Annotated in this window: 27 protein-coding genes and 2 other annotated features; of the genes, 26 read left to right on the top strand and 1 reads right to left on the bottom strand. The window is 42.1% G+C overall.

The genetic code is table 11. The features are described from left to right. Positions 1-205: 205 nt before the first annotated feature. Positions 206-757 carry a hypothetical protein gene (locus ACXAEY_RS21340; protein WP_474814674.1) on the bottom strand — a complete coding sequence of 184 codons (552 nt, stop codon included), beginning with the start codon at positions 755-757 and terminating at the stop codon, positions 206-208. A 204-nt stretch (positions 758-961) separates the two neighbouring features. On the opposite strand from ACXAEY_RS21340, the gene ACXAEY_RS21335 reads away from it, so the two are divergent. The 26 genes from ACXAEY_RS21335 to rpoB all read left to right on the top strand — a co-directional run bounded on the left by ACXAEY_RS21335 (position 962) and on the right by rpoB (position 26,070). Next, a complete protein-coding gene (locus ACXAEY_RS21335; RefSeq protein WP_474814917.1) occupies positions 962-1,540 on the top strand; it encodes an MgtC/SapB family protein in 579 nt (192 codons plus the stop codon). Positions 1,541-1,684: 144 nt separating this feature from the next. After that, entirely contained in the window at positions 1,685-2,149 is a 465-nt protein-coding gene (locus tag ACXAEY_RS21330; protein ID WP_270182761.1) for a CtsR family transcriptional regulator, read from the top strand. Between the two features lie 29 nt (positions 2,150-2,178). Further along, positions 2,179-2,712 carry a UvrB/UvrC motif-containing protein gene (locus tag ACXAEY_RS21325; RefSeq protein ID WP_270182762.1) on the top strand — a complete coding sequence of 178 codons (534 nt, stop codon included), beginning with the start codon at positions 2,179-2,181 and terminating at the stop codon, positions 2,710-2,712. Beyond that, positions 2,712-3,806 (top strand): protein arginine kinase, encoded by a 1,095-nt coding sequence (locus ACXAEY_RS21320; RefSeq protein WP_474814670.1) that lies wholly within the window; start codon positions 2,712-2,714, stop codon positions 3,804-3,806. The genes ACXAEY_RS21325 and ACXAEY_RS21320 overlap by 1 nt, the downstream gene beginning before the upstream one ends. Further along, on the top strand, positions 3,803-6,244 hold the full coding sequence (gene clpC / locus ACXAEY_RS21315) for an ATP-dependent protease ATP-binding subunit ClpC (protein WP_270182763.1): 2,442 nt from the start codon (positions 3,803-3,805) through the stop codon (positions 6,242-6,244). The genes ACXAEY_RS21320 and clpC overlap by 4 nt, the downstream gene beginning before the upstream one ends. 187 nt (positions 6,245-6,431) lie before the next feature. Then, on the top strand, positions 6,432-7,805 hold the full coding sequence (gene radA / locus ACXAEY_RS21310) for a DNA repair protein RadA (protein ID WP_270182764.1): 1,374 nt from the start codon (positions 6,432-6,434) through the stop codon (positions 7,803-7,805). A gap of 3 nt (positions 7,806-7,808) precedes the next feature. Continuing rightward, on the top strand, positions 7,809-8,870 hold the full coding sequence (gene disA / locus ACXAEY_RS21305) for a DNA integrity scanning diadenylate cyclase DisA (RefSeq protein WP_270182765.1): 1,062 nt from the start codon (positions 7,809-7,811) through the stop codon (positions 8,868-8,870). Positions 8,871-9,029: 159 nt separating this feature from the next. Then, positions 9,030-10,127, top strand: coding sequence for a PIN/TRAM domain-containing protein (locus tag ACXAEY_RS21300; protein WP_270182766.1), 1,098 nt, complete (start codon positions 9,030-9,032; stop codon positions 10,125-10,127). A 25-nt stretch (positions 10,128-10,152) separates the two neighbouring features. Beyond that, positions 10,153-10,845 carry a 2-C-methyl-D-erythritol 4-phosphate cytidylyltransferase gene (ispD, locus tag ACXAEY_RS21295; RefSeq protein ID WP_270182767.1) on the top strand — a complete coding sequence of 231 codons (693 nt, stop codon included), beginning with the start codon at positions 10,153-10,155 and terminating at the stop codon, positions 10,843-10,845. Further along, positions 10,845-11,318: a 2-C-methyl-D-erythritol 2,4-cyclodiphosphate synthase gene (ispF, locus tag ACXAEY_RS21290; RefSeq protein WP_270182768.1), complete on the top strand. Its 474-nt coding sequence runs from the start codon at positions 10,845-10,847 to the stop codon at positions 11,316-11,318. The genes ispD and ispF overlap by 1 nt, the downstream gene beginning before the upstream one ends. A gap of 67 nt (positions 11,319-11,385) precedes the next feature. Then, complete coding sequence (gene gltX / locus ACXAEY_RS21285; protein WP_474814668.1) at positions 11,386-12,855, top strand: glutamate--tRNA ligase; 1,470 nt, start codon at positions 11,386-11,388, stop codon at positions 12,853-12,855. 8 nt (positions 12,856-12,863) lie between these two features. After that, positions 12,864-13,085: a binding site (T-box leader), on the top strand. 73 nt (positions 13,086-13,158) lie between these two features. Continuing rightward, on the top strand, positions 13,159-13,809 hold the full coding sequence (gene cysE / locus ACXAEY_RS21280) for a serine O-acetyltransferase (protein ID WP_474814666.1): 651 nt from the start codon (positions 13,159-13,161) through the stop codon (positions 13,807-13,809). Next, positions 13,799-15,202, top strand: coding sequence for a cysteine--tRNA ligase (gene cysS / locus ACXAEY_RS21275; protein WP_270182771.1), 1,404 nt, complete (start codon positions 13,799-13,801; stop codon positions 15,200-15,202). Before cysE ends, cysS begins: the two co-directional genes overlap by 11 nt. Then, positions 15,202-15,621 (top strand): Mini-ribonuclease 3, encoded by a 420-nt coding sequence (locus ACXAEY_RS21270; RefSeq protein WP_270182772.1) that lies wholly within the window; start codon positions 15,202-15,204, stop codon positions 15,619-15,621. Before cysS ends, ACXAEY_RS21270 begins: the two co-directional genes overlap by 1 nt. Further along, complete coding sequence (gene rlmB, locus ACXAEY_RS21265) at positions 15,614-16,360, top strand: 23S rRNA (guanosine(2251)-2'-O)-methyltransferase RlmB (RefSeq protein ID WP_474814663.1); 747 nt, start codon at positions 15,614-15,616, stop codon at positions 16,358-16,360. Before ACXAEY_RS21270 ends, rlmB begins: the two co-directional genes overlap by 8 nt. Positions 16,361-16,362: 2 nt before the next feature. Then, the gene (locus ACXAEY_RS21260; protein ID WP_474814661.1) at positions 16,363-16,872 is read left to right on the top strand and encodes an NYN domain-containing protein; all 510 of its coding nucleotides are present in this window, start codon (positions 16,363-16,365) and stop codon (positions 16,870-16,872) included. Between the two features lie 115 nt (positions 16,873-16,987). Then, positions 16,988-17,638, top strand: coding sequence for an RNA polymerase sporulation sigma factor SigH (gene sigH / locus ACXAEY_RS21255; protein ID WP_263623095.1), 651 nt, complete (start codon positions 16,988-16,990; stop codon positions 17,636-17,638). Positions 17,639-17,940: 302 nt separating this feature from the next. Then, positions 17,941-18,090 (top strand): 50S ribosomal protein L33, encoded by a 150-nt coding sequence (rpmG, locus tag ACXAEY_RS21250; protein ID WP_270182775.1) that lies wholly within the window; start codon positions 17,941-17,943, stop codon positions 18,088-18,090. Between the two features lie 81 nt (positions 18,091-18,171). Next, a complete protein-coding gene (gene secE / locus ACXAEY_RS21245; RefSeq protein WP_270182776.1) occupies positions 18,172-18,366 on the top strand; it encodes a preprotein translocase subunit SecE in 195 nt (64 codons plus the stop codon). Positions 18,367-18,446: 80 nt separating this feature from the next. Continuing rightward, a complete protein-coding gene (gene nusG, locus ACXAEY_RS21240) occupies positions 18,447-18,980 on the top strand; it encodes a transcription termination/antitermination protein NusG (protein WP_270182777.1) in 534 nt (177 codons plus the stop codon). A gap of 145 nt (positions 18,981-19,125) precedes the next feature. After that, entirely contained in the window at positions 19,126-19,551 is a 426-nt protein-coding gene (rplK, locus tag ACXAEY_RS21235) for a 50S ribosomal protein L11 (protein ID WP_048313309.1), read from the top strand. Positions 19,552-19,693: 142 nt separating this feature from the next. Beyond that, the gene (gene rplA / locus ACXAEY_RS21230; RefSeq protein WP_270182778.1) at positions 19,694-20,386 is read left to right on the top strand and encodes a 50S ribosomal protein L1; all 693 of its coding nucleotides are present in this window, start codon (positions 19,694-19,696) and stop codon (positions 20,384-20,386) included. A 58-nt stretch (positions 20,387-20,444) separates the two neighbouring features. Continuing rightward, positions 20,445-20,578, top strand: a sequence feature (ribosomal protein L10 leader region). Between the two features lie 44 nt (positions 20,579-20,622). After that, on the top strand, positions 20,623-21,123 hold the full coding sequence (gene rplJ / locus ACXAEY_RS21225) for a 50S ribosomal protein L10 (protein WP_270182779.1): 501 nt from the start codon (positions 20,623-20,625) through the stop codon (positions 21,121-21,123). Positions 21,124-21,178: 55 nt separating this feature from the next. Further along, positions 21,179-21,541, top strand: a complete 363-nt coding sequence (gene rplL / locus ACXAEY_RS21220) for a 50S ribosomal protein L7/L12 (protein WP_270182780.1) — start codon at positions 21,179-21,181, stop codon at positions 21,539-21,541. A gap of 124 nt (positions 21,542-21,665) precedes the next feature. Continuing rightward, complete coding sequence (locus tag ACXAEY_RS21215) at positions 21,666-22,265, top strand: class I SAM-dependent methyltransferase (RefSeq protein WP_270182820.1); 600 nt, start codon at positions 21,666-21,668, stop codon at positions 22,263-22,265. 262 nt (positions 22,266-22,527) lie between these two features. Then, the gene (gene rpoB, locus ACXAEY_RS21210; RefSeq protein ID WP_270182781.1) at positions 22,528-26,070 is read left to right on the top strand and encodes a DNA-directed RNA polymerase subunit beta; all 3,543 of its coding nucleotides are present in this window, start codon (positions 22,528-22,530) and stop codon (positions 26,068-26,070) included. The last annotated feature ends 17 nt before the right edge of the window (positions 26,071-26,087 follow it).

Genomic DNA, 26,087 nt, shown 5'->3' with positions numbered 1-26,087 from the left:
TAGGCAAAGAGAGAAGTCAGAGCATAGAGCTCTGGCTTTTTTGTATGCTTTTTTGTATGCTTTTTTGGTTTTTATTGCGAGACCGTAAGGTAAGTACCTTCATTGAGAAGAAAGAAAAGGGCATCTTCGAAAGCTTCGTAGGGGTGGGAGAAGCAAGAAATTCGAGGAAGCAAGTGAGGCTGGACCGGAGTAGATATTCGGAGATCTATGAGGATCCAGCATCGCGCAGCTGACGAAGAAGTTCGCCGCTTATCGCGCCCCGTATGAGAACACGGAAGTTAAGCTCGCGCGCCGATGGTAGTTGGGGGCTCTCCCCCTGCAAGAGTAGGACGTCGCTAGGCAAATGAGAAGTCAGAGCATTGAGCTCTGGCTTTTTTGTTTTGTCTGAATGCGGGGTTGAGTCATCAGGGGCTCTTCTTGAAATGTGGTTCGCGGATATGTCCTCAGAATCGCGGATAAATGCCCCGGTTTCGCGGATATAAATCGAAAAGCGCGGATATATCATGATTATCGCGGATAAAATGAAAATTTCGCGGATATCGCCCCAATTCACGCCCCAAAAGGTTTTATCTGAATGTGCTTTTAACAAATCAAAAGTTACAAACAACGCTTCGCTGATAAAACCAAACGATCGCCGATAAATCCAAAATATCGCTGATATCCTTCCTAAAAGCGCAAATAACCCATTCCAGCATTCTACCCTAAAACAAACCCATTGCATCCTTTCCAATCTCTCCCAGTTCGAAGCATCAATCAATACATTCCACGTTAAACTTCACTAATAGAAGGGTAAAATACATCAAAAGAAAACAGAGAAAGGGATCTATTATGGAAGTATTCGACATCACACTAGCAGACAATTTCGATACAATATCGATACGGATTTTAATAGCAGCAGTATTAAGTGGAGTTATAGGAATCGAGAGAGTTTAAAAGGCACCCAGCAGGTTTTCGAACTCACATTCTTGTTGGGGTTGGAGAGTGTTTGATGATGCTATTATCTCTATATGGTTTTGAAGAATATAATGAGACTCACGCTAATATTAACTTTGACCCTTCTCGTATCCCTTCATATGTTATAAGTGGTATAGGGTTTTTAGGTGCTGGAACAATATTAGCAAACGGTTGGACCGTGAGAGGACTAACAACTGCAGCATCGATTTGGGTAGTTGCTGGGATAGGGTTAGTTGTCGGAGTAGGAATGATCTATGAGGCGATATTGACTACACTGATCGTTGTATTGAGCCTCGTTTTCTTAAGCAAAATCGAGAAGCTCTACCTTTCTAAGTCACAGCATTGGGTGAATCTTTTTGTTGAGGAGGGGCTTTCGTTAAAGTCTGTTATAGAAAAGATAGAGGAAATGGATATAAGTGTTCTAGAAATGAAAACGGATGATCCAAAAAAAGCGCGATATGAAGGAGATAAGAAAATCTATACGTATTCAATCCTAGTGAATACAAATAATGCAACGAAACTCTCAACAATAGTCGATCACCTTAAAGAAATCGAGGAGATAAAAAGAATAAATTGCAAGGAATGAATGCCATATATTTGGGAATGATGGTAAGGTTCAAACAAAGAATTGAAGAGACATGTTACTTTCCAATCCATTTGAAAAGCGTTATAATGTATTTAACGTCAAATATAGTCAAAGTCAGTTTGGAGACGGAAGGGAGGCAGCGATGTGCGGAATGTTTCCGATGTAATTGAAGCATACATTAAGAAAATCTTGATGGTAGAAGGTAGAGATGCTGTTGAGATAAAAAGAAGTGAGATTGCTGATAAGTTTCAATGTGTTCCTTCTCAAATTAATTATGTGATCAACACCCGCTTTACGATTGAAAAAGGATATATTGTGGAAAGTAAAAGGGGTGGAGGCGGTTATATAAGAATATTAAAAGTGAAGCCTGAGACGCATGCAGATTTAATAGATGACATGCTGAATATGATTAAGACCCAAGTGCCACAGGCGGTATCTGAAAATATTATTCTAAGGCTGTTAGAAGAAGAGGTTATTTCAGCACGAGAAGCGAAGTTAATGCTAAGTGTTCTCGATCGAACAGTCATTACGATAGAGTTGCCGCTGAGAGATCACCTTAGAGCTAATATGCTGCGTGCAATGCTGACATCACTAAAATATAAACAATAGCATTTGTGTACAAATAGGAGGGTTGCCCTATGACGTGCCAGGAATGTGGTGAGCGTCCCGCTACGCTCCACTTCACTAAGATAGTCAATGGACAAAAAACAGAGTTCCATATCTGTGAAGTGTGTGCCAAAGAAAAAGGTGAGGTTGAGCCAGGCACTAACCATTTTTCTATCCATAACTTATTATCGGGGTTATTAAATTTTGAAACACCTTTAAGTGAAAGTTCTTCACACCCTATTTACAATAGAGAACGGCAAAGTTGCCCGAAATGTGGATTAACGTATCAGCAATTCACACAAATTGGTCGATTTGGTTGTTCAGAATGCTACACTACGTTCTCAGAGAACCTCGATCCAATACTTAGAAAGGTTCATGGTGGTAATACCGTTCATTCTGGCAAATTACCAAAACGTGCTGGAGCAGCGATCGAGATTGAACGTAAGGTACAAAATCTTCGCAGTAAAATGCAAGAATACATTCAGCAGGAGGAATTTGAAAAAGCTGCTGAAACGAGAGATTTAATTCGATCCCTCGAACATAAAGCGTCGGAAGGGGGAGAATGATGTCACTTCAGCGTTTTATCAGTGAAGCTGTTAGTCCATGGATGCAAGATGAAGGACCAGATTCAGATATTGTCATGAGTAGTAGAATAAGATTTGCTCGAAATCTGAAGAATTATGTTTTTCCGGTCCTTTCTAACGGGCAGCAAAATTTAGAGGTTCTAGAAAGTATCAAGAAGAAATTTAATGAAGCTCCGAACGAAGAAATTGGGAAGCTTGAACTGATCGAGATTGAATCGCTTAGGCCTACTCAGAAAAGAGTTCTTGTAGAAAAACATTTGGTTAGCCCAAATCTTGTAGAACAATCAAAAAATGGAGCAGTCTTACTTAGCGAGAATGAAACGATCAGCATAATGATAAATGAAGAAGATCATTTTCGTATTCAGTGCCTTGAAGCAGGGTTTAGATTGAAAGAAGCCCTAAACCTCGCGAATGCTTTGGATGACTGGATTGAAAGTAAGGTAGATTATGCGTTTGATAAGCGAAAAGGATATTTAACGAGCTGTCCAACGAATGTTGGCACAGGGATGAGGGCATCTGTTATGATGCATCTACCTGCTTTAGTGCTAACACAGCAGCTAAATCACATCATACCTGCAATCAACCAGCTAGGTCTTGTTGTTAGAGGGAGCTACGGTGAAGGAAGTGAAGCTCAAGGAAACATTTTTCAAATATCAAACCAGATTACATTAGGTAAGACCGAGAATGATATTATTGAGGACCTCCAGGGCGTAGTGATGCAAGTCATTGAAAAAGAACGATCAGCAAGAAGGATGTTGCTAGATAATTCAAGAATTGAATTGGAAGACAGAATCTATCGTTCTCTTGGAACTCTTGAGAATAGCAGAATCATTCAATCGAAGGAAGCTGCGAAGTGTCTTTCAAATGTCCGGTTAGGAATCGATATCGGTCTTGTAGCTGGTATCTCGAAATCAATTCTTAACGAGCTAGTAATTCTAACTCAACCAGGTTTTCTTCAGCAATATGCAGGTGCAAGCCTTAATCCTGCAGAACGTGATATTAAACGTGCCACATTAATTAGAGAGAGACTTGAACTAGAAAAACAAACGAAGAAATCGGAGGGTGATGAACGATGATGTTTGGACGATTTACAGAGCGTGCTCAAAAAGTGCTCGCATTAGCACAGGAAGAAGCGATTCGTCTTGGTCATAACAATGTCGGGACTGAACATATCCTATTAGGCTTGATTCGTGAAGGCGAAGGAATTGCTGCTAAGGCATTAACTGCTCTTGGTCTTGGCTCAGAAAAGATTCAGAAAGAAGTAGAAAAGCTGATTGGTAGAGGGCAAGATTCTGTCCAGTCTATTCACTACACACCTCGTGCTAAGAAAGTAATCGAACTATCGATGGATGAAGCACGAAAGCTAAGCCATTCTTATGTTGGTACAGAGCATATCCTATTAGGTTTAATTCGCGAAGGTGAGGGCGTAGCAGCAAGAGTGCTCAACAACCTTGGTGTTAGCTTGAATAAAGCTCGTCAGCAAGTTCTTCAACTTTTAGGAAGCAATGAAAGTTCTTCATCTAGTCACCAGGGGGCAGGAGCTAGTGCTAATACCCCAACGCTAGATGGTCTTGCTAGAGATCTAACAGTCATTGCACGTGACGGCGGACTGGATCCCGTAATCGGTCGTAGTAAAGAAATCGAACGTGTTATTGAGGTATTGAGCCGTAGAACGAAGAATAACCCAGTTCTTATCGGTGAACCGGGTGTTGGTAAAACGGCCATTGCAGAAGGTCTAGCACAGCAGATCATCAATAACGAAGTTCCTGAGACACTTCGTGATAAGCGCGTCATGACACTCGATATGGGTACAGTAGTAGCTGGTACAAAATATCGTGGTGAATTTGAAGATCGTCTTAAGAAAGTGATGGATGAAATTCGTCAGGCAGGAAACATCATCCTATTCATCGATGAACTTCACACCCTTATCGGTGCCGGTGGAGCAGAAGGTGCGATCGATGCATCTAACATCTTGAAGCCAGCGCTAGCACGTGGAGAGCTTCAATGTATCGGAGCAACTACGCTAGATGAATATAGAAAATATATCGAAAAAGATGCAGCATTAGAGCGTCGTTTCCAACCGATTCAGGTAAACGAACCGACGAGTGACGAGTCAGCTCTTATTTTAAAAGGTCTACGCGACCGATATGAAGCACATCATCGCGTAACGATTACAGATGAAGCGATCGACGCTGCGGTAAAACTTTCAGATCGCTATATTTCAGATCGTTTCCTTCCAGACAAAGCGATCGATTTGATCGATGAAGCTGCTTCAAAAGTGCGCCTACGCTCTTATACAGCTCCTCCGAACCTAAAAGAGCTAGATAAAAAGCTTGAGGAAGTTCGGAAAGAAAAGGATGCAGCTGTACAGAGTCAAGAGTTTGAGAAGGCAGCATCTTTAAGAGATTCTGAACAACGCTTGAGAGAAGAACTCGAGCAGACTAAGAAAGAATGGAAAGAAAAACAGGGTAAAGAGAACCAAGAAGTTTCCCCTGATGATATTGCGATCGTCGTAGCAAACTGGACGGGAATTCCAGTATCAAAGCTTGAAGAACAAGAAACAGAGCGGCTGTTGAAAATGGAAGAGATCCTTCATAATCGCCTGATCGGCCAGGAAGAAGCTGTTAAATCTATTTCTAAAGCGGTTCGAAGAGCTCGTGCCGGGCTAAAAGATCCTAAGCGTCCGATCGGATCATTCATCTTCTTAGGACCTACGGGTGTTGGTAAAACAGAACTCGCTAGAGCCGTTGCTGAAACGCTGTTTGGCGAAGAAGATTCAGTGATCAGAATCGACATGTCAGAGTATATGGAAAAACACGCAACTTCAAGACTAGTAGGTTCGCCTCCAGGCTATGTGGGCTATGAAGAAGGCGGTCAACTTACAGAAAAAGTTAGACGTAAGCCATACTCTGTTATTCTGCTAGATGAAATTGAAAAAGCTCACCCAGACGTCTTTAACATCTTACTTCAAGTACTAGAAGATGGGCGTTTGACAGATTCTAAAGGGCGCGTAGTCGACTTCCGAAATACAGTCGTTATTATGACTTCAAACGTAGGAGCAAGTACGCTGAAGCGTAATAAATACGTTGGCTTCACAACAGGCTCTGAGGGCGAAGAGTACAATGATATGAAGAGTAAAGTGATGGATGAGCTGAAGAAAACGTTCCGTCCAGAATTCTTAAACCGTATCGATGAGATCATCGTGTTCCATTCTCTTGAGAAGAAACACTTAAAAGAAATCATCGTACTGATGGCGAACCAGTTAAAAACTCGCCTCTCAGATCACGGTATCGAATTCGAACTTTCTGATTCTGCTCTCGACAAGATTGCAGAGGAAGGATACGATCCAGACTATGGAGCTCGTCCGTTGAGAAGAGCACTTCAACGTCACATTGAAGATCGTCTTTCTGAAGAACTGCTAAAAGGCAGCATCGAAAAAGGTCAGCGCGTGAAAATCGACTACAAGAACGAAGATTTCGTAGTTGAAACGCTATCTGAAGCAACGTCTAAGTAAAATGTTTCTACCGGAAGGCTGCTGTCTTCCGGTTTTCTTTTTTTATAGGCATGTTTTGTCTCAATAAAGGGAAAAGAACAGCGAGTATTTCCATACATAGGCAAGTGCTGTAAGGTCATAGGACCTTGAAAATTGTGATATGATGATATAAGAAAAAGTGTTCGGTACATTGAAGGTGGGGAAGAAGATGGCTAAGAAAAAAACGAAGTTTATGTGTCAAGACTGTGGTTATGAATCTGCGAAATGGATGGGGAAATGTCCAGGCTGTCATCAGTGGAATACGATGGTAGAAGAGTTTGTTCCATCTGACACTGATCGTAGACGATTTGTAACCTCTAATGATACGACAACAAGCAAACCTGAATCGATCCGAAATGTGAAAAAGGAGAAAGAGGATCGTATTTTAACAGGAATCGTAGAACTTGATCGCGTATTAGGGGGAGGAATCGTTCCAGGCTCTCTTGCTCTTGTAGGAGGAGACCCTGGGATCGGAAAGTCTACGTTATTATTACAAACTTCATCAAAACTTGCAGAAAGAGACCACCCAGTTCTTTATATTTCTGGTGAAGAGTCTGTGAAGCAAACGAAGCTCCGAGCAGACCGATTAGGGGTAGATGCAGAAAAACTATTTGTATTAGCTGAGACTGATTTAGAGTATATTAGTAAAGCGATAGATGAAATTGAACCACAACTCGTCATTATCGATTCTATTCAGACCATATTTCGATCGGAAGTTACATCTGCGCCAGGAAGCGTCTCCCAAGTAAGAGAATGTACTTCACAATTGATGAGAATAGCGAAAACACGTGGAATCGCGATCTTTATCGTTGGTCACGTAACAAAAGAAGGATCGATTGCAGGACCTCGTCTACTTGAGCATATGGTTGATGCAGTTTTATATTTTGAAGGAGAACGCCACCATACGTTCAGAATTCTAAGAGGTGTCAAAAATCGATTCGGATCAACGAATGAAATAGGTGTTTTCGAGATGAAAGAAGAGGGTCTAGAAGAAGTTCTTAACCCTTCAGAAATCTTCCTTGAAGAGCGGTCTTCAGGTGCAGCAGGTTCCACTGTTGTCGCTTCGATGGAAGGGACGAGGACTGTATTAGTAGAGATTCAAGCGCTCATATCACCAACAAGTTTTGGAAACCCTAGAAGAACAGCAACGGGTATTGATCATAATCGAGTCTCACTACTGATGGCGGTTCTAGAAAAGCGGGTCGGACTACTCCTTCAAAATCAGGATGCATACCTAAATGTTGCGGGTGGGGTAAGATTAGATGAACCGGCGATCGATTTAGCCATTGCTATCTCTGTAGCTTCCAGTTTTCGTGATAAACCGACTAGAGCTACAGACGTCGTTGTTGGAGAAATTGGCCTTACCGGAGAAATCAGACGAGTATCCAGAATCGAACAACGTGTGCAAGAGGCAGCAAAGCTTGGCTTTGAGAGAGCAATCATTCCTAAAAAGAATATTGGTGGATGGTCATTTCCAGAAGGGATTCAGGTAATAGGTGTTCAAACCGTAGATGAAGCATTAAACGAAGCATTGGGAGGTTAACTGATGGAGATAGAAAAAAAGCAGGAGGTAATCAATGACATCTTAAAGATTGTGGCGCCCGGTACGATGTTACGACAGGGCATCGATAACATATTACGAGCGAAAACGGGTGGATTGATCGTTGTCGGCTATAACGGAAAAGTGCAAGATTTAGTTGATGGTGGGTTTTCCATCGACTGTCGTTTCACTCCAGCCTATCTATATGAACTCGCTAAAATGGATGGCGCGATCATCATCAATAAAGAGGCAAACAAAATTCTTTATGCAAACACGCAGTTAATACCGGATACCACGATTCCCTCAACAGAAACCGGGATTCGCCATCGAACGGCAGAGCGTGTCGCCAAGCAAACAGGCAATCTAGTGATTTCGATCTCTCAAAGACGAAACGTTATCACGCTTTACCAGGGCAACATTCGCTATTCATTGAAAGAGATCGGCGTTATTTTGACAAAAGCGAATCAAGCGATGCAGACGCTCGAAAAGTATAAATCAGTACTAGATCAAGGGATAACCGATCTTGGAGCTCTTGAATTCGAAGAGCTTGCCACCTTGCAAGAGGTAGCGCAAGTTATTCATAGAATAGAAATGGTTCTTAGAATCAAGCAAGAAATATTAAATTATATAAACGAGCTCGGTACTGAAGGACGATTGATCAGCATGCAGATGGAAGAACTCGTAACAAATCTTGAAGCAGAGGCAAGATGGCTGATCGGAGACTATGTTAAAGATGTCGACGAAACACCAGCAGATGTTATGAAGAGGTTGAAAAAACTAACGAGCGATGATTTGCTTGAAGATCATTCGATCATGAAAATATTAGGGTATGAAGAACAAAACGAAGCTGTAAAACCAAGGGGATATCGGATCTTACATAAGATTCCTCGCTTACCTTCAAATATCATAGAGAACCTTGTTAGTAGTTTTGGGAACCTAAATGATATTGCTACAGCTTCTATAGAAGAGTTGGATAAGGTTGAAGGAATTGGAGAAATTCGGGCGAAAAAAATAAAAGCGGGCTTGAAACGCATTCAGGAACAGTTGTTTGTAGATCGGCACATATAGGGCGAACAAATAGACATTCAATAGGGGCTGTGCTACTCTATAATTAATTTATATGCATAAAAGCTAACCTATTATCATACTATAAAATTCGCAAACTTCAAGAATAACGTTTCAATTTTAGTAAATTGTATATAATGATAGAAGGAGGTGAAAACGTCGATGATAAAGTGGATCATTCAGTTATTTTTTATCATTTTAGGCGGCGCGCTGGGCTTAATTTACTTACCAGAACTCATTCAATTACTCAATATAGGTGACATACCAACCGTTTTCAGTAATTCTTATGCTGGTGCTGTGATCGGAGCGGTTCTATTTTTCCTAGCAACTTTTTGGATAACAGATTATATAGTTGATTTTATTCGCATCATTGAAGAGAAGGTTGTTAAAGCTCCTGTTGGTGATGTTTTATTTGGGACAATTGGGCTGATTATTGGACTTATAGTTGCATTTTTAATTAATATGCCTCTGGCTGAAATTAAGCTGCCAGTCGTAAGCAATGTTCTGCCTATATTCATGACTGTACTTTGTGGTTATTTTGGGTTTCAAGTTGGGTTCAAGAAACGTGATGAACTTATCAACCTATTCAATAACAACAAAGGTAGAGAGAAGAAGCGAGAGTCTGAAGAACCAGAGATCGATTCTGGCTCATCAAAGCTAAAGATTCTTGATACAAGTGTCATCATCGATGGACGAATCGCTGACATATGTCAAACTGGCTTCCTCGAAGGGACGCTTGTCATTCCGCAGTTTGTCCTTGAAGAACTCCAGCATATTGCTGATTCTTCAGATGTTTTAAAGAGAAACAGAGGCCGACGAGGTCTAGATATTTTAAACAAAGTACAAAAAGAGCTCGCAATAAATGTTGAGATCTATGAAGGCGATTTTGATGACATTCAAGAGGTGGACAGTAAGCTAGTGAAGCTTGCTAAGCTTGTGAATGGAATGGTTGTTACGAACGACTTCAATCTTAACAAAGTGTGCGAACTGCAAAAGGTTCAAGTGCTTAATATCAATGATCTTGCAAATGCAGTTAAGCCCGTTGTCCTTCCTGGAGAAGAGCTTAATGTACAGGTGATCAAGGACGGGAAAGAATACAACCAGGGAGTTGCATACCTGGATGATGGTACAATGATCGTAGTAGAAGACGGTAGAGACTACATTGGTAAAACAATCGATGTTCTTGTGACGAGCGTACTGCAAACATCTGCTGGACGTATGATTTTTGCCAAGCCTAAATTGCTTGAAAAGGCGCTCTAGGGGATAGCTAACGGGGGTTCTAGGTTTGAAGTATTCTGTTGTTATACCTGCAGCAGGCCAGGGGAAGCGTATGAATGCAGGTAAAAATAAACAATTTATCATGCTTGATGAAAAGCCGATTATCGTGCATACGATATCGGTTTTTCAGAGTGATAAGAACTGTGAAGAAATAGTATTAGCAGTAAATGAACGAGAACATGAGGATTTTCATTTATTGATCAGGGAGTACAACCTTACGAAGGTTACTAGGGTCGTCACAGGTGGTAGAGAACGGCAGCAAAGTGTATACGAAGGCCTTAAGGCGCTAGATGGCGAAAAGGTCGTTCTCATTCACGATGGCGCTCGTCCTTTCTTTACACTTGATATGGCTTCTAGTTTAGCGGAGGCTGCCTCTACATATGACGGCGCAGTAGTGGCTGTGCCAGTAAAAGATACCGTAAAGCAGGTAAGTGATTTAAAGGTTGATAAAACCATTGATCGATCAAGCTTGTGGGCAGTTCAAACTCCGCAGGCTTTTCGTCTTTCTATCATAAAGGACATTCATCGTTGGGCCGAAGAGAACAATATCGTTGGGACAGATGATGCGAGTCTTGTAGAAATGAACGGAAGGACCGTTAAGATTATTCCAGGCGACTATTGGAATGTTAAATTAACGACTCCTGAAGATTTAATTTTCGCTAGGGCTATATTAAGAGAGAAGAAGGAGAGTGGATCTTAATGCGAATCGGGCATGGATTTGATGTACATCAGCTTGTCGAGGGACGCCCTTGTATCATTGGTGGCGTTACAATTCCCTTTGAGAAAGGGTTACTAGGTCATTCAGATGCAGATGTCTTGCTTCATTCTGTGGCAGATGCCTGTCTTGGAGCTATTGGGGAAGGAGATATCGGGAAGCATTTTCCTGATACGGATGAGGCATTTAAAGATGCGGATTCGAAAGAACTTCTGCGCCATGTTTTTCACATTGTGAAAGAAAAAGGCTACGTTCTTGGAAACGTAGACTGTACGATTATTGCACAGATGCCGAAGATGGCTCCTCATATCTCTGCGATGCGTGAAGTCATTGCAGAACTCCTTGAAGCAGAGCTTGAACAAGTGAATGTCAAAGCGACAACTTCAGAGAAGTTAGGGTTTACAGGTAGAGGAGAGGGCATCGCGGCAGAAGTAGTCGTCTTACTACAAACCAGTTGACCGATAATTTGACTCTAATGGTAAAATAATAAGACAGTTAAAGATAAAATTAATGGTGGTGTATAAAATGGGAAACGAAGTTAGGGTGCGTTATGCGCCGAGTCCAACGGGGTATCTACATATAGGGAATGCTCGTACTGCATTATTTAACTATCTGTTCGCAAGAAGTCAGAACGGTAAATTCATTATTCGAATCGAGGACACTGATCAAACTCGTAACGTTGAGGGTGGCGAACAGAATCAACTCGATTACTTAAAATGGCTAGGTATGGATTGGGATGAAAGCATCGACAAAGAAGGAGAGTATGGCCCTTATCGTCAGATGGAACGTCTTGATATTTATACAAAACATACGGCTGAACTTCTTGAAAAAGACCTTGCTTACAAGTGTTACTGTACGGAAGACGAGTTAGAGGCTGAGCGGGAAGCGCAGCGTGCACGAGGAGAGATGCCTCGCTACTCTGGTAAATGTCGCCATCTAACTGAAGAAAAGCGTGAAGCGCTAGAAGCGGAAGGCCGCGAGCCAAGTGTTCGCTTCGCAGTACCTCGCGACAGAGAATTTTCATTCGACGATATTGTAAAAGAACGCGTTTCGTTCGATTCCAATGGCATCGGTGACTTTGTTATTGTGAAAAAGAATGGGATTCCAACTTACAACTATGCTGTAGCGCTAGATGATCATTATATGAAGATCTCTCACGTACTGCGCGGAGATGATCATATCTCAAACACACCGAAACAGCTGATGATTTACGATGCGTTCGGGTTTGAACCACCTAAATTTGGTCACATGACTCTGATCGTAAATGATCAGAAGAAGAAGTTAAGTAAACGCGATAAGTCCATCGTTCAATACATTGAGCAATACCACGACCTTGGCTTCCTACCAGAAGCGCTGTTTAACTTTATTACGTTGCTCGGTTGGTCACCGAAAGGCGAAGAAGAAGTATTTACGAAGGATGAGTTGATCGAAATCTTTGATGCGGAGCGCTTATCAACGTCTCCAGCAGTATTTGATTCACAAAAACTGTACTGGATGAATAACCAGTATATTAAAGCTGCTAGCCTTGATCGAGTTGTGGACCTTACACTTCCACATCTTATTGAAGCGGGTCGTTTGTCGGAAGATATGACAGATGAGCAGCACCAGTGGGCGAAAGAGCTTATTTCTCTTTATCAAGAGCAGCTTCATTATGGAAAAGAAATTGTCGAGCTTACAGAGTTGTTCTTTAAGCAAGAAATTAATTATAATGAAGAAGCAATGGCCGTACTGAACGAAGAACAAGTGCCTGAAGTGATGGAAGGTTTTCTTCATCAGCTTGAAGAAGTAGCTAATTTTGAGCCAGCTGAAATCAAAGCTGCAATTAAAGCAACGCAAAAAGCTACGGGTCATAAAGGCAAGAAACTATTTATGCCGATTCGAGTTGCTACTACTGGCGAAACTCACGGACCTGAGCTGCCGAATGCGATTTCCCTGTTAGGTAGGGAAACAGTAAAGGCGCGTTTGAATCAGGTTATCGGATTAAGTCAATCCTAAGAATAAAATACAAAACGATGATGAGGAGAAGTAAGTGAATCGCATCTTATTAGAGAGAGCTGTCTCGGCTGAAAGCGGCTTAAGATTGTCTTCACTGAAATGCACCTCTGAGTCTTCTACAGAACTTCTGTCAGAAAAGTATGTAGGAGCGGTAACCGCCGTTAATGGTGAAAGGTATTTCCTTATAGGAGATATAAAACAGAGTGGAACCACGCGAAAGCGTCTCTGTGTGATCGATATAATCACACAGAGACGCTTTTTTTAATAAGCTGTTTTTGATGAAAAAGGGGAGGGATGAATTCAGTGTGGAAGACAATGAAACAGGATATAGATGTCGTCTTTGATCAAGATCCGGCTGCAAGAAGTTACTTTGAGGTGATTTTGACCTACGCAGGACTTCATGCGATCTGGTCACATAGGTTCGCTCATTGGTTTTGGAAGAAAAAGTTCTTCTTCTTAGCACGATTCGTTTCTCAAATCAGTCGCTTTTTCACTGGGATCGAAATTCACCCCGGTGCAACGATCGGGCAACGTTGTTTTATCGACCATGGAATGGGTGTGGTTATCGGGGAAACCTGTGAGATTGGGAATAACGTAACACTGTTCCAAGGAGTCACTCTTGGAGGAACAGGTAAAGAAAAAGGGAAACGGCACCCTACATTAGAGGATAATACGCTTGTCGCTACTGGAGCAAAAGTTCTAGGTTCGATTACGATTGGAGAGAATTCGAAGGTAGGAGCGGGGTCCGTCGTGTTGCAGAATGTTCCTGCAAATTCAACGGTCGTCGGTATTCCAGGAAAAGTTGTGATTCAAAATGGCGTCAAAGTGCCTCATGATCTTGAGCATCATAATATGCCTGACCCAGTCGCAGATAAATTTAAGCAGATGGAAAAGGAAATGCGTTCGTTACATGAACAATTAGAGAAGCTAAGGAGTGAAAAAGATGGCGATTAGACTATATAACACTGTGACACAAAAGAAGGAAGACTTTCAGCCAATAGAAGAAGGTAAGGTAATGATGTATGTGTGTGGTCCTACCGTATACAACTATATCCATATCGGAAATGCGCGCCCAGCGATCGTATTCGATGTTGTTCGTCGCTATCTAGAATATAGAGGATACGATGTGCGATATGTTTCTAACTTTACAGATGTAGACGATAAGTTGATCCGTGCTGCAAATGAGCTAGGAGTAGAAGTTCCGGAAGTCGCTGAACGTTTCATCGATGCCTATCATGAGGACGTTGGCGCACTAGGAGTACTCAAAGCAGATGAGCATCCTAGAGTAACGGAAAACATGGAGGAAATCATCACCTTTATCTCCGCTTTGATCGAGAAAGGGTTCGCATATGAATCTGAAGGTGATGTCTATTTTAGAACGAGAGAATTTGAGGGATATGGTAAGCTTTCTCATCAATCGATCGACGAACTCAAACTGGGCTCGCGAATTGTCGTAGGTGAGAAGAAAGAAGATCCGTTAGACTTTACGCTATGGAAGCAGGCTAAAGAAGGAGAGATTTCGTGGGAAAGCCCATGGGGAGCAGGTCGACCAGGCTGGCACATCGAATGCTCTGCGATGGCAAAGAAATACCTTGGTGACACGATCGATATTCATGCAGGTGGTAAAGACCTCGCTTTTCCACACCATGAGAACGAAGTGGCACAAACAGAAGCACTAACAGGAAAGTCTTTTGCGAATTATTGGCTGCATAACGGGTATATCAATATTAATAACGAAAAAATGTCTAAGTCACTCGGTAACTTTGTGCTCGTGCATGATCTGATCAAACAGCATGATCCAGAGGCTATCCGATTCTTTATGTTATCTGTTCATTATCGTAATCCAATCAACTTCAATCACGAGCTTCTTCAAAGTGCGAAGACTGGTTTGGTGCGTATCAAGGATACTGTAGAGAATTTAACACATCGACTTGAAAATAGTGCGGATCTTGCAAAAGATGCGGATGAATGGAAGCGAAAAATCAAAACGTATCATGACCGTTTCGTTACAGAGATGGACGATGATTTTAACACAGCAAACGCGATCTCCATTTTATTTGAACTATCGAAGGAAGCAAATCTTTATTTGCAAGAATCAAATTCATCAAAAGATGTACTAGAGATGTTCTTAGAGCGATTTAAGGACATTGGATCTGTACTTGGTCTTTCGTTTGAACAAGAACAGGGCCTCCTTGATGAGGACATCGATCAATTGATCGAAGAACGAAATGAAGCTAGAAAGCAACGCAACTTTGCAAGAGCGGATGAGATTCGCGATGAATTGAAGGAGCAGGGAATTCTTTTAGAAGATACACCACAGGGCGTTCGTTGGAAGAGGAGCGAGTAATGAAAGAACTAGACGTAAAACAGCTAAATTCATTAGCTTTGGCTTATATGGGAGACTCAGTGATCGAAATCCACGTTAGAGAACGGCTTTTATCACTGGGTCATATAAGACCCAACCAGCTTCATAAAACAGCAACGAAATATGTATCAGCTAAAGCACAGGCGGCGTATCTTCACGATCTTTTGGACAAGGATGCTCTCACAGAAGAAGAAATAGGGGTCGTGCGCAGAGGAAGAAATGCGAAGTCAGGAACCGTTCCTAAAAACACGTCAGTGAGCACGTACAAATATTCCACAGCTCTAGAAGCGTTGTTTGGATACTTGTACTTACAGGGGAATGCAGAACGACAGCATGAGTTGCTTGAGAAATTTTATAAATTTGTGGAAGAACCGAAGAAAGAAGTGAAATCTGATGGGTAAAGAGTTTATCGTAGGCCGAAATGCAGTGTTAGAAGCACTGAAGTCAGGTCATGAAATTAATAAAATCTGGATTAATGAAGGATCGCAAAAAGGGCCGCTTCAACCTATTGTACAAAAGGCAAAGGCGCAAAATGTTCTTGTTCAATTTGTGCCAAAGAAGAAGTTAGAGCAACTCTCAGGAGAATCAAATCATCAAGGCGTAGTGGCTTCGATTGCTGCATACGAATATGCAGATCTTGAAGATCTCTTTCAGAAGGCGGAGGAATCTGGTGAGCAGCCTTTGTTCCTAATTCTTGATGAAATCGAAGATCCTCACAACCTTGGATCCATTTTGAGAACGGCTGATTCAGTTGGGGCTCATGGTGTAATTATACCTAAGCGGAGAGCTGTTGGACTCACATCGACAGTTGCAAAGTCATCAACCGGGGCGCTCGAATATGTGCCAGTAGCGAGAGTGACGAATCTTGCTCGTACGATGGATGAACTAAAGGATAGAGGAATCTGGTTCGTAGGAACAGATGCTAAAGGTGGACAAGATTACCGAGAAGCGTCATACGACATGGGGATTGGACTTGTTATTGGTAGTGAAGGCAAAGGGATAGGTCGCCTTATCAAAGATAAATGTGACTTTCTCGTAAGCCTTCCAATGGCCGGTAAAGTAACATCACTTAATGCTTCAGTAGCGGCTGGATTAATGATGTATGAAATTTATCGACAACGTCATCCCCTGGGAGAATAATCATGGATGTGCTGCTTGTTGATGGCTACAACATTATCGGCGCCTGGCCTGAACTCAGGAACTTAAAGGACAATGATTTTAGCAAAGCCCGTGAGTTATTGATCGAATATATGGCTGAATATCAAGCATACACAGGGTTTAGGGTGATCGTCGTATTTGACGCTCACCTCTCCCGTGGTGTGGAGAAGAAAGATAGTTTGTATGGTGTAGAAGTCATCTATACGAGAGAAAACGAGACTGCAGATGAACGGATTGAGAAGCTTGCGCGCGAGCTTAAAGATATTCGTACACAAGTTCATGTGGCTACCTCTGATTATACTGAGCAATGGGCCATATTTGGCCAGGGTGCATTGAGGAAGTCAGCTCGGGAGCTATACAATGAAATGCAGCGAATCGAAAAAGGTATTGAAAAAAGAGTAGATCTTGTTAATAGAGAAAATCGCAGCTCAGGTTTGTTTTTAACAGATGAAGTTAGCGAAATATTTGAAAAATGGCGAAGAGGCGGTAAATAGTAGGTTGACGATTTTTCGACATGTCCTGTATAATATTTCTATATAGCGTACTGGTCGGGGGGAACGCATATTGAGCACAGTAGACCTCAAGGAAAGCACGGTAGATAATGAGCAGCTGACAGCAGGCCAAAGACACCTGGAAGAAGTAGCGTTCGATCAACTTGATGATGAATTGCTAGTAGTGATGGTTCATGAAGGTCATAGTCGAGCGTTGGAACATCTGATTACGAAGTATAAAAATTTCGTACGCGCTAAAGCGAGGTCATATTTTCTTATTGGAGCAGACCGCGAAGACATCATTCAAGAAGGAATGATCGGTCTCTACAAAGCTATTCGTGATTTTAGAGGAGACAAGTTCTCATCTTTTAAAGCGTTTGCCGAACTGTGCATCACCCGGCAGATGATTACAGCGATCAAAACTGCAACGAGACAAAAGCACATTCCGCTAAATTCTTATGTATCGTTAGACAAACCAATCTACGATGAAGAATCTGATCGGACGTTGCTAGATGTCATTTGCGGCACGAAGGTCACAGATCCTGAGGAACTCATCATTAATCAAGAAGAATTTGATGACATAGAACTTAAAATGTCAGAAATTTTGAGCGATTTAGAAAGAAAAGTGTTGATGCTTTATCTTGATGGACGTTCTTATCAGGAGATTTCTGTGGATTTAAATCGTCATGTCAAGTCCATTGATAACGCGCTTCAACGTGTGAAACGTAAGCTCGAACGCTATTTGGAACTGCGTGAAGTAAGCCTTTAATATGGACAAGCCTCAAGCAGGGGAATTCTTTCCCCTGTTTTTTCTTTGGTAGTGTCCTTCCAGCCTTTATTGACACTCTGAATCGTGCTGTGATAAATTGATAGATGTACGAATATGTACTTTTTGCTAGATTTTTCAACGAACGTCACAGCGTCACTGAACGTTTTTTTATTTTTGTCTTTTTTATGCTGTATAAATGTATGGATTTATATAAAATAAAAGGTGAAGCTAATGTCATACCATCAATTTCGGTATGATCGGCTTATCAAACTTCAAACTGCGTGGCTTAGGAAGGTGTCATTATGCGTAAAAAAGTAGCACTAGCATGTGTCCAATGCAATAGCCGTAACTACACAACTATGAAAAACTCTCAAGCAAACCCAGCCCGCATCGAAGTGAACAAGTATTGTAAATACTGTGATGCGCATTCAGTGCATCGTGAAACAAAGTAAAGGGCGTTCGAATATCGGACGAACAATTATAATGATTCTCGGGGGAGTTTATTTCCACCAGACAATTGGGGGTAGCAGGTAATGGCAAGTATTGTACAACGTTCTGGTAAGTTCTTACGTGAAGTGACAAGAGAAATGAAGCGAGTGAGTTGGCCTACGCGCAAGGATCTAACACGCTATACGATCGTAACGGTTTCAACAGTTATTTTCGTAGCGGTATTTTTTGCTTTGGTTGACCAGGGTATTTCTTCACTTATCCGCCTCATTTTAGGTTAATTCGTTATAAATCTTTCACTATCAGGTTAGAATGATAGAGTAAATGAGTTGGGGAGGGAAGGACGACTAGTCCTGTATATATGGAAAAAAGATGGTATGTTGTTCATACGTATTCTGGGTATGAAAACAAAGTAAAGACAAACCTTGAAAAAAGAGTTGAATCAATGGGCATGACAGATAAAATCTTTCGTGTTCTTGTACCAGTAGAGGAAGAAACTGAAGTTAAGAACGGTAAGAAGAAAACCGTTCTAAAGAAAGTATTCCCTGGTTATGTTATAGCTGAAATGGTTATGACAGACGACTCATGGTATGTAGTTCGTAACACCCCTGGGGTAACTGGCTTCGTAGGATCAGCAGGTGCAGGTTCAAAGCCAACAGCACTTCTTCCTGAAGAAGTTGAAAATCTTCTGAAGCAGATGGGGATGGAACAGCCGAAAGCGGATGTTGATTTCGAACTACAGGAAAAAGTTAAGGTTAAAGAAGGTCCTTTCGCTGACTTTGTCGGTTCGATCGAAGGCATCGACACAGACAAAGGCAAGGTGAAAGTACACGTTAACATGTTTGGTCGTGAGACTCCTGTAGAGCTTGATTTTGGACAAGTTGAGAAGATCTAAAAGAAAAGCTCTTGAAAAACATTTTTATTAATGATAGAATTTTAATGTTTCATGAGTCTCATACCAATCGAGACATTATTTGATATAAAGGTGGGAGGGTGAAAACACCCAAATACCACATCACGGACTTAAGGAGGTGTGTCGCGTGGCTAAAAAGGTAATTAAAGTTGTTAAGTTGCAAATCCCGGCTGGGAAGGCGAATCCCGCACCGCCAGTTGGACCTGCACTAGGTCAGGCTGGAGTTAACATCATGGGATTCTGTAAAGAGTTCAATGCTCGTACTTCTGACCAGGCTGGCATGATTATTCCAGTTGAAATCACGGTTTTTGAAGACCGTTCATTTACATTTATCACAAAAACTCCACCAGCTGCAGTTCTTCTTAAGAAAGCAGCAGGTATCGAGTCAGGTTCTGGTGAACCTAACCGCAACAAAGTTGCGACTGTAAAGCGTGATAAAGTGCGTGAGATCGCTGAAACAAAGATGCCAGATCTTAACGCAGCTAATGTTGATTCCGCAATGCGTATGGTTGAAGGAACTGCACGCAGCATGGGAATTACGATCGAAGACTAATGTGTCACAAGCTGTTGCGATTAAAAGGGATTCCTGCCTGTAACTTTACAGGTTCGCAACTTTTATTATGATATCGGGTAATCCTGGTGTCATAAATAGTGGGAGGTTAATCCGCTAAACCACATTCAAGGAGGAACACAAAATGGCAAAAAGAGGTAAAAGATACCAAGAGGCTGCGAAGCTAGTTGATCGTACAACTTTCTACGAGCCTCAAGAAGCAGTAGAACTCGTTCAAAAGACTTCTATTGGAAACTTTGATGGAACAGTTGAAGCAGCAGTACGTCTAGGAGTAGACCCTAAGAAAAACGACCAACAGGTTCGTGGCGCGGTAGTACTTCCTAACGGAACTGGTAAAACTCAACGCGTTCTTGTATTCGCGAAAGGCGAAAAAGCTAAAGAAGCTGAAGCAGCAGGCGCTGACTATGTTGGAGATGCTGAGTTCATCAACAAAATCAACCAAGGTTGGTTCGAGTTTGATGTAATCGTTGCGACTCCAGACATGATGGGCGAAGTTGGTAAGCTTGGTCGTGTACTAGGACCAAAAGGTTTAATGCCAAACCCGAAAACTGGAACAGTAACATTCGACGTTGAGAAAGCTGTTAACGAAATCAAAGCTGGTAAAGTAGAGTACCGCGTAGATCGTGCTGGAAATGTTCACGCACCAATCGGTAAAGTATCTTTCGAAGCTGATAAGCTAGTTGAAAACTTGAACACTCTAGTTGAAACGCTTATCAAGGTTAAACCTGCAGCTGCAAAAGGAACTTACATCAAGAACGTTTCTGTAACATCTACAATGGGACCTGGTGTAAAAGTTAACGCTTCTAGCTACCGCTAATAAAATTAGCTATTGACTTTAGCGTTTATATTTTATATACTTTAAAATGTTGTTTGATAAGTTAATACTTTCTGTACCGTAGACAGCAGGGGTGCTAGGCACTTAATATCCTGCCGAGGTGTGAAGTGTTTCGATACAAGTGATCGTTAATGCCTTCATGTCTTCGGATGTGAAGGCTTTTTATATGACCTCATACTCCGGAACGGTATAGACACATTTCTATAGGAGGTGGAACAATGAGCAGTGCAGTTGAACAAAAAAAGAAGCTAGTTACGGAAATTGCAGACAAACTTCGCGATAGCCAATCAACAATTTTTGTTGACTACCGTGGACTTGATGTAAGTGAAGTAACTGAACTTCGTAAACAATTGCGTGATGCAGATGTTGAATTCCGTGTTTACAAAAACACAATGACTCGTCGCGCTGCAGAAGAGCTTGAACTTACTGATTTAAATGAACACCTTGTCGGACCTACGGCAGTCGCGTTCAGTAATCAAGATGTTGTTGCTCCTGCTAAAATCTTGAACAACTTTGCTAAAGATCATCAAGCTCTTGAAATCAAGACTGGTGTAATCGAAGGTAGCGTTGTTTCATACGAAAAGATCAAGGAACTTGCGGATCTACCGAACCGCGACGGACTACTTTCTATGTTGCTATCTGTGCTACAAGCACCTATGCGCAACATGGCATTGGCTACAAAAGCTGTTGCCGATCAAAAAGAAGATCAAGGCGCGTAAGTTTACGGCCTATCAATTCGGTTAATAAAAAACAACTATTAAGGAGGATTTACTCATGAGTAACGAGCAAATCATTGAAGCAATCAAAGAAATGACAGTTCTTGAGCTTAACGACCTAGTTAAAGCTATCGAAGAAGAATTTGGTGTAACTGCAGCGGCTCCAGTAGCAGCAGCAGGTGGCGCAGCTGAAGGTGCTGCAGAAGAGAAGACTGAATTTGACGTAGTACTTGAATCTGCTGGAAGCAGCAAGATCAAAGTCATCAAAGTCGTTCGCGAAATCACTGGTCTTGGCTTGAAAGAAGCTAAAGAACTAGTTGACGGTGCTCCAAGCCCGATTAAAGAAGGCGTATCAAAAGAAGAAGCTGACGAAATGAAATCTAAGCTTGAAGAAGTTGGCGCTGCAATCGAAGTTAAGTAATTGGTTTGAAACAAAAAGCTCGCTTTTAAAAGCGAGCTTTTTGTAGTTTAAAAGTAATTGTAGGTTATGAATGGTTTAAAGCTGGATATGCTTGTAGATGATGGCAATGAAAAGAGGGATTGCGATGGGAGAGCATTACTATACGAGGAAGCCTGAAGTGAAAAGTCAACCCAACCAAATCACGGAAGTTTTGCGAGGGTCTAAGTTTCAATTCACGACGGATTCCGGAGTTTTCTCGAAGAAGGAAGTTGATTTTGGCAGTAAACTTCTTATTGAATCATTTGTAGATCCGGAAGTAGAAGGAGACGTTGCTGATGTTGGTTGTGGGTATGGACCGATTGGAATCTCACTCGCATCTCAGTTTCCTGAACGCCGATTTTACATGTTGGACATTAATGAGCGTGCAGTCGATTTAGCGATGTCGAATGCAGCTCGTAACAACGTGTCAAACCTTTCCGTGATGACAAGTGATCAGCTAAGTTCTGTAAAAGACCGAACATTTGCGTGCGTTATTACAAACCCGCCTATTCGAGCAGGCAAGCAAGTCGTGCATGGTATTTTTGAAGAAGCCCATGATGTATTGAAGGAAAACGGAGCCCTTTGGGTCGTGATCCAGAAAAAACAGGGTGCGCCGTCCGCTATTGCAAAGCTTGAAGAAATGTTCCAAACGGTCGAAACGGTTGTCAAAAAGAAAGGATACTATATTCTTAAAGCAGTCAAGTAAAATATTAGATTATCCTTTGACTTCGTAGACAGGCTGTGCTAATATATTATAATGCCAATGATGGATTTTCCAGGCCTTTTTTGTGTCGAAAAGACGCGAAGTATATTATACTTGAGACTGGGAAAACTAATATAATCGCTTATAGATAAGGGGAAAAACTAATTTGTGCCCTTTTTCTTTTTTGTCCAACGATAGTTTTCTTTTTATAGAGGAAATCGAGGGGCAAAAAAAATAAATACGCTGGATTTGAGGGGTGAATCATTTGACAGGCCAACTAGTTCAGTATGGACGCCACCGCCAAAGAAGAAGCTACGCGCGAATCAAAGAAGTATTAGATTTACCAAATCTAATTGAGATTCAAACGGCTTCTTATCAATGGTTTCTTGATGAGGGTTTACGAGAAATGTTCCAGGATATTTCTCCGATTGAAGATTTCACTGGTAATCTTGTGCTAGAGTTTGTTGACTATAGCCTGGGTGAACCAAAGTATCCCGTGGAAGAAACCAAAGAGCGAGATGTGACATACTCTGCACCTTTACGAGTAAAAGTGCGCCTAATCAATAAAGAGACGGGTGAAGTTAAGGAACAAGAAGTATTCATGGGTGACTTCCCGTTGATGACTGAAACAGGTACTTTTATTATTAATGGGGCAGAACGAGTCATCGTATCTCAGCTTGTGCGTTCTCCAAGTGTCTACTATAGCAAGAAGATTGATAAGAACGGCAAAAAGGGATATACAGCTACTGTCATTCCAAACCGAGGAGCATGGCTGGAATTTGAAACTGATGCCAAGGATATTGTCTACGTACGGATCGACCGTACTAGAAAGCTACCGATTACGGTATTGCTCAGAGCGTTAGGGTTTGGGTCTGATCAAGAAATCATAGATCTCCTAGGTGAAGATGAATATCTTCGCAATACCCTGGAAAAGGACAACACGGACGGAACAGAAAAAGCGCTTCTAGAAATCTATGAACGCTTACGTCCTGGTGAGCCACCGACTGTCGATAACGCAAAAAGCTTACTTGATTCCCGCTTTTTTGATCCGAAGCGTTATGACTTAGCAAATGTAGGACGCTACAAGATTAATAAAAAGCTTCATATTAAGAACCGTCTATTCAATCAACGTTTAGCAGAAACGCTCGTTGACCCTGAGACAGGCGAAGTGATTGCGGAAGAAGGCGCGATTCTTGATCGCCGCCTGCTAGATAAGATTCTACCTGCTATTGAAACAAACGTTGGATTTAAAAACGTTGAACCTCATGGCGGGGTAATTGAAGATGATTCTATAGGATTACAATCTATTAAGATATATGCACCTGACGATCCTGAAGGTGAACGTGTGATTAATGTTATGGGTAATGGTGGAATTGACTCCGGAGTGAAAAACATCACGCCTGGAGATATCATTTCTTCTATCAATTACTTCTTTAACCTTCTTCACCAGGTTGGTAACACAGATGATATCGATCATCTTGGTAACCGCCGCCTTCGTTCAGTAGGTGAATTGCTACAAAACCAATTCCGTATTGGTTTGTCCAGAATGGAACGTGTAGTAAGAGAGCGTATGTCAATCCAGGACACAAATGTGATCACGCCACAGGCGCTAATCAACATTCGTCCGGTAATTGCATCGATCAAAGAATTCTTTGGTAGCTCACAGCTATCTCAGTTCATGGACCAGACAAACCCGCTAGCTGAGCTTACTCACAAGCGTCGTTTATCTGCTCTTGGACCGGGTGGACTAACTCGTGAGCGTGCAGGATTCGAAGTTCGTGACGTTCACTATTCTCACTACGGAAGAATGTGTCCGATCGAAACACCAGAGGGTCCAAACATCGGACTGATTAACTCCCTATCTTCATACGCGCGAGTTAACAAGTTTGGGTTTATCGAGACGCCTTACCGCAGAGTAGATCCTGAAACAGGAAAGGTAACAGAGTTTATTGATTACCTTACTGCTGATGAACAGGATAATTACGTTGTGGCACAGGCAAACGCTAAGCTAAACGATGATGGATCATTTAAAGAAGAAGATATTGTTGCGCGTTTCCGTGATGAAAACATCATCATCAACCGTGACAAGATCGATTACATGGACGTATCCCCGAAGCAGGTTGTTTCGGCTGCAACGGCTTGTATCCCGTTCCTTGAGAACGATGACTCCAACCGTGCACTAATGGGTGCGAACATGCAGCGTCAGGCTGTACCTTTGATGGTTCCTGAATCACCAATCGTAGGAACAGGGATGGAGCACGTTAACGGAAAAGATTCCGGTGCTGCTGTCATCTGTAAACACGACGGTATCGTCGAGTATGCGTCTGCTGCAGAAATTCACGTTCGTCGTATCTCCGTTGTAGATGGTCAGGAAGTGAAAGGCGACCTCGATCGCTATCGATTACTGAAGTTTATCCGTTCCAACCAAGGAACTTGCTATAACCAGAAGCCGATCGTAGACGAAGGTGACCGCGTCGTTAAAGGAGAAATTCTTGGTGACGGTCCTTCAATGGAAAAAGGCGAAATGGCACTCGGTCGTAACGTCCTTGTCGGATTTATGACATGGGAAGGTTACAACTACGAGGATGCTATTATTATGAGCGAACGTCTCGTAAAAGATGACGTTTATACGTCAATTCATATTGAAGAGTATGAGTCAGAAGCTCGTGACACGAAGCTTGGACCTGAAGAAATCACTCGTGATATTCCTAACGTTGGGGAAGACGCTCTGCGTAACCTTGATGAGCGAGGAATTATTCGCATGGGTGCTGAAGTAAAAGACGGCGATATCCTCGTTGGTAAAGTAACGCCTAAGGGTGTTACGGAACTTACGGCTGAAGAACGTCTTCTTCACGCAATCTTCGGAGAAAAAGCTCGTGAAGTACGTGATACTTCATTACGTGTCCCTCATGGCGGCGACGGAATCGTGCTCGACGTGAAGATCTTTAACCGAGAAGATGGCGATGAGCTTCCTCCGGGAGTAAATCAGCTAGTTCGCGTATATATCGTACAGAAGCGTAAGATTCATGAAGGAGATAAAATGGCGGGACGCCACGGTAACAAGGGTGTTATCTCAAGGATACTTCCTGAAGAAGACATGCCGTACTTACCTGATGGTACGCCGATCGATATCATGTTGAACCCGCTTGGTGTTCCGTCTCGTATGAACATCGGACAGGTGTTAGAGATGCACATCGGAATGGCAGCGCGTGCGCTTGGCATCCATGTTGCAACTCCAGTATTTGATGGAGCCCGCGAGGAAGATGTGTGGGAAACGCTTGAAGAAGCAGGTATGCCACGTGATGGTAAAACTGTTCTTTACGATGGTCGTACAGGTGAACCATTCGACAACCGCATCTCTGTCGGTGTCATGTATATGATCAAACTTGCTCACATGGTTGATGACAAACTTCACGCACGTTCTACAGGACCATACTCACTCGTTACACAGCAGCCGCTTGGTGGTAAAGCACAATTCGGTGGACAGCGTTTCGGTGAGATGGAGGTATGGGCACTTGAAGCATACGGTGCTGCATATACACTACAAGAGATTCTAACTGTTAAGTCAGATGATGTTGTTGGACGTGTTAAGACTTACGAAGCAATCGTAAAAGGTGAAAATGTTCCTGAGCCTGGTATTCCTGAATCGTTTAAAGTTCTGATCAAAGAATTGCAATCTCTAGGTATGGACGTGAAAATGCTAGCTAGTGATGAGCAAGAGATCGAAATGAAAGAGTTAGACGATGAAGAAGACCAATCCAGTGAGAAATTAAACTTGAATGTTGGGTCAAATCAGGCGAGTGAGTAAGGGTTAAACCTGAATTC

The organism is Anaerobacillus sp. ABA4_114 (genome assembly GCF_056159065.1).
This window is presented reverse-complemented; position numbering and strand designations above follow the sequence as displayed.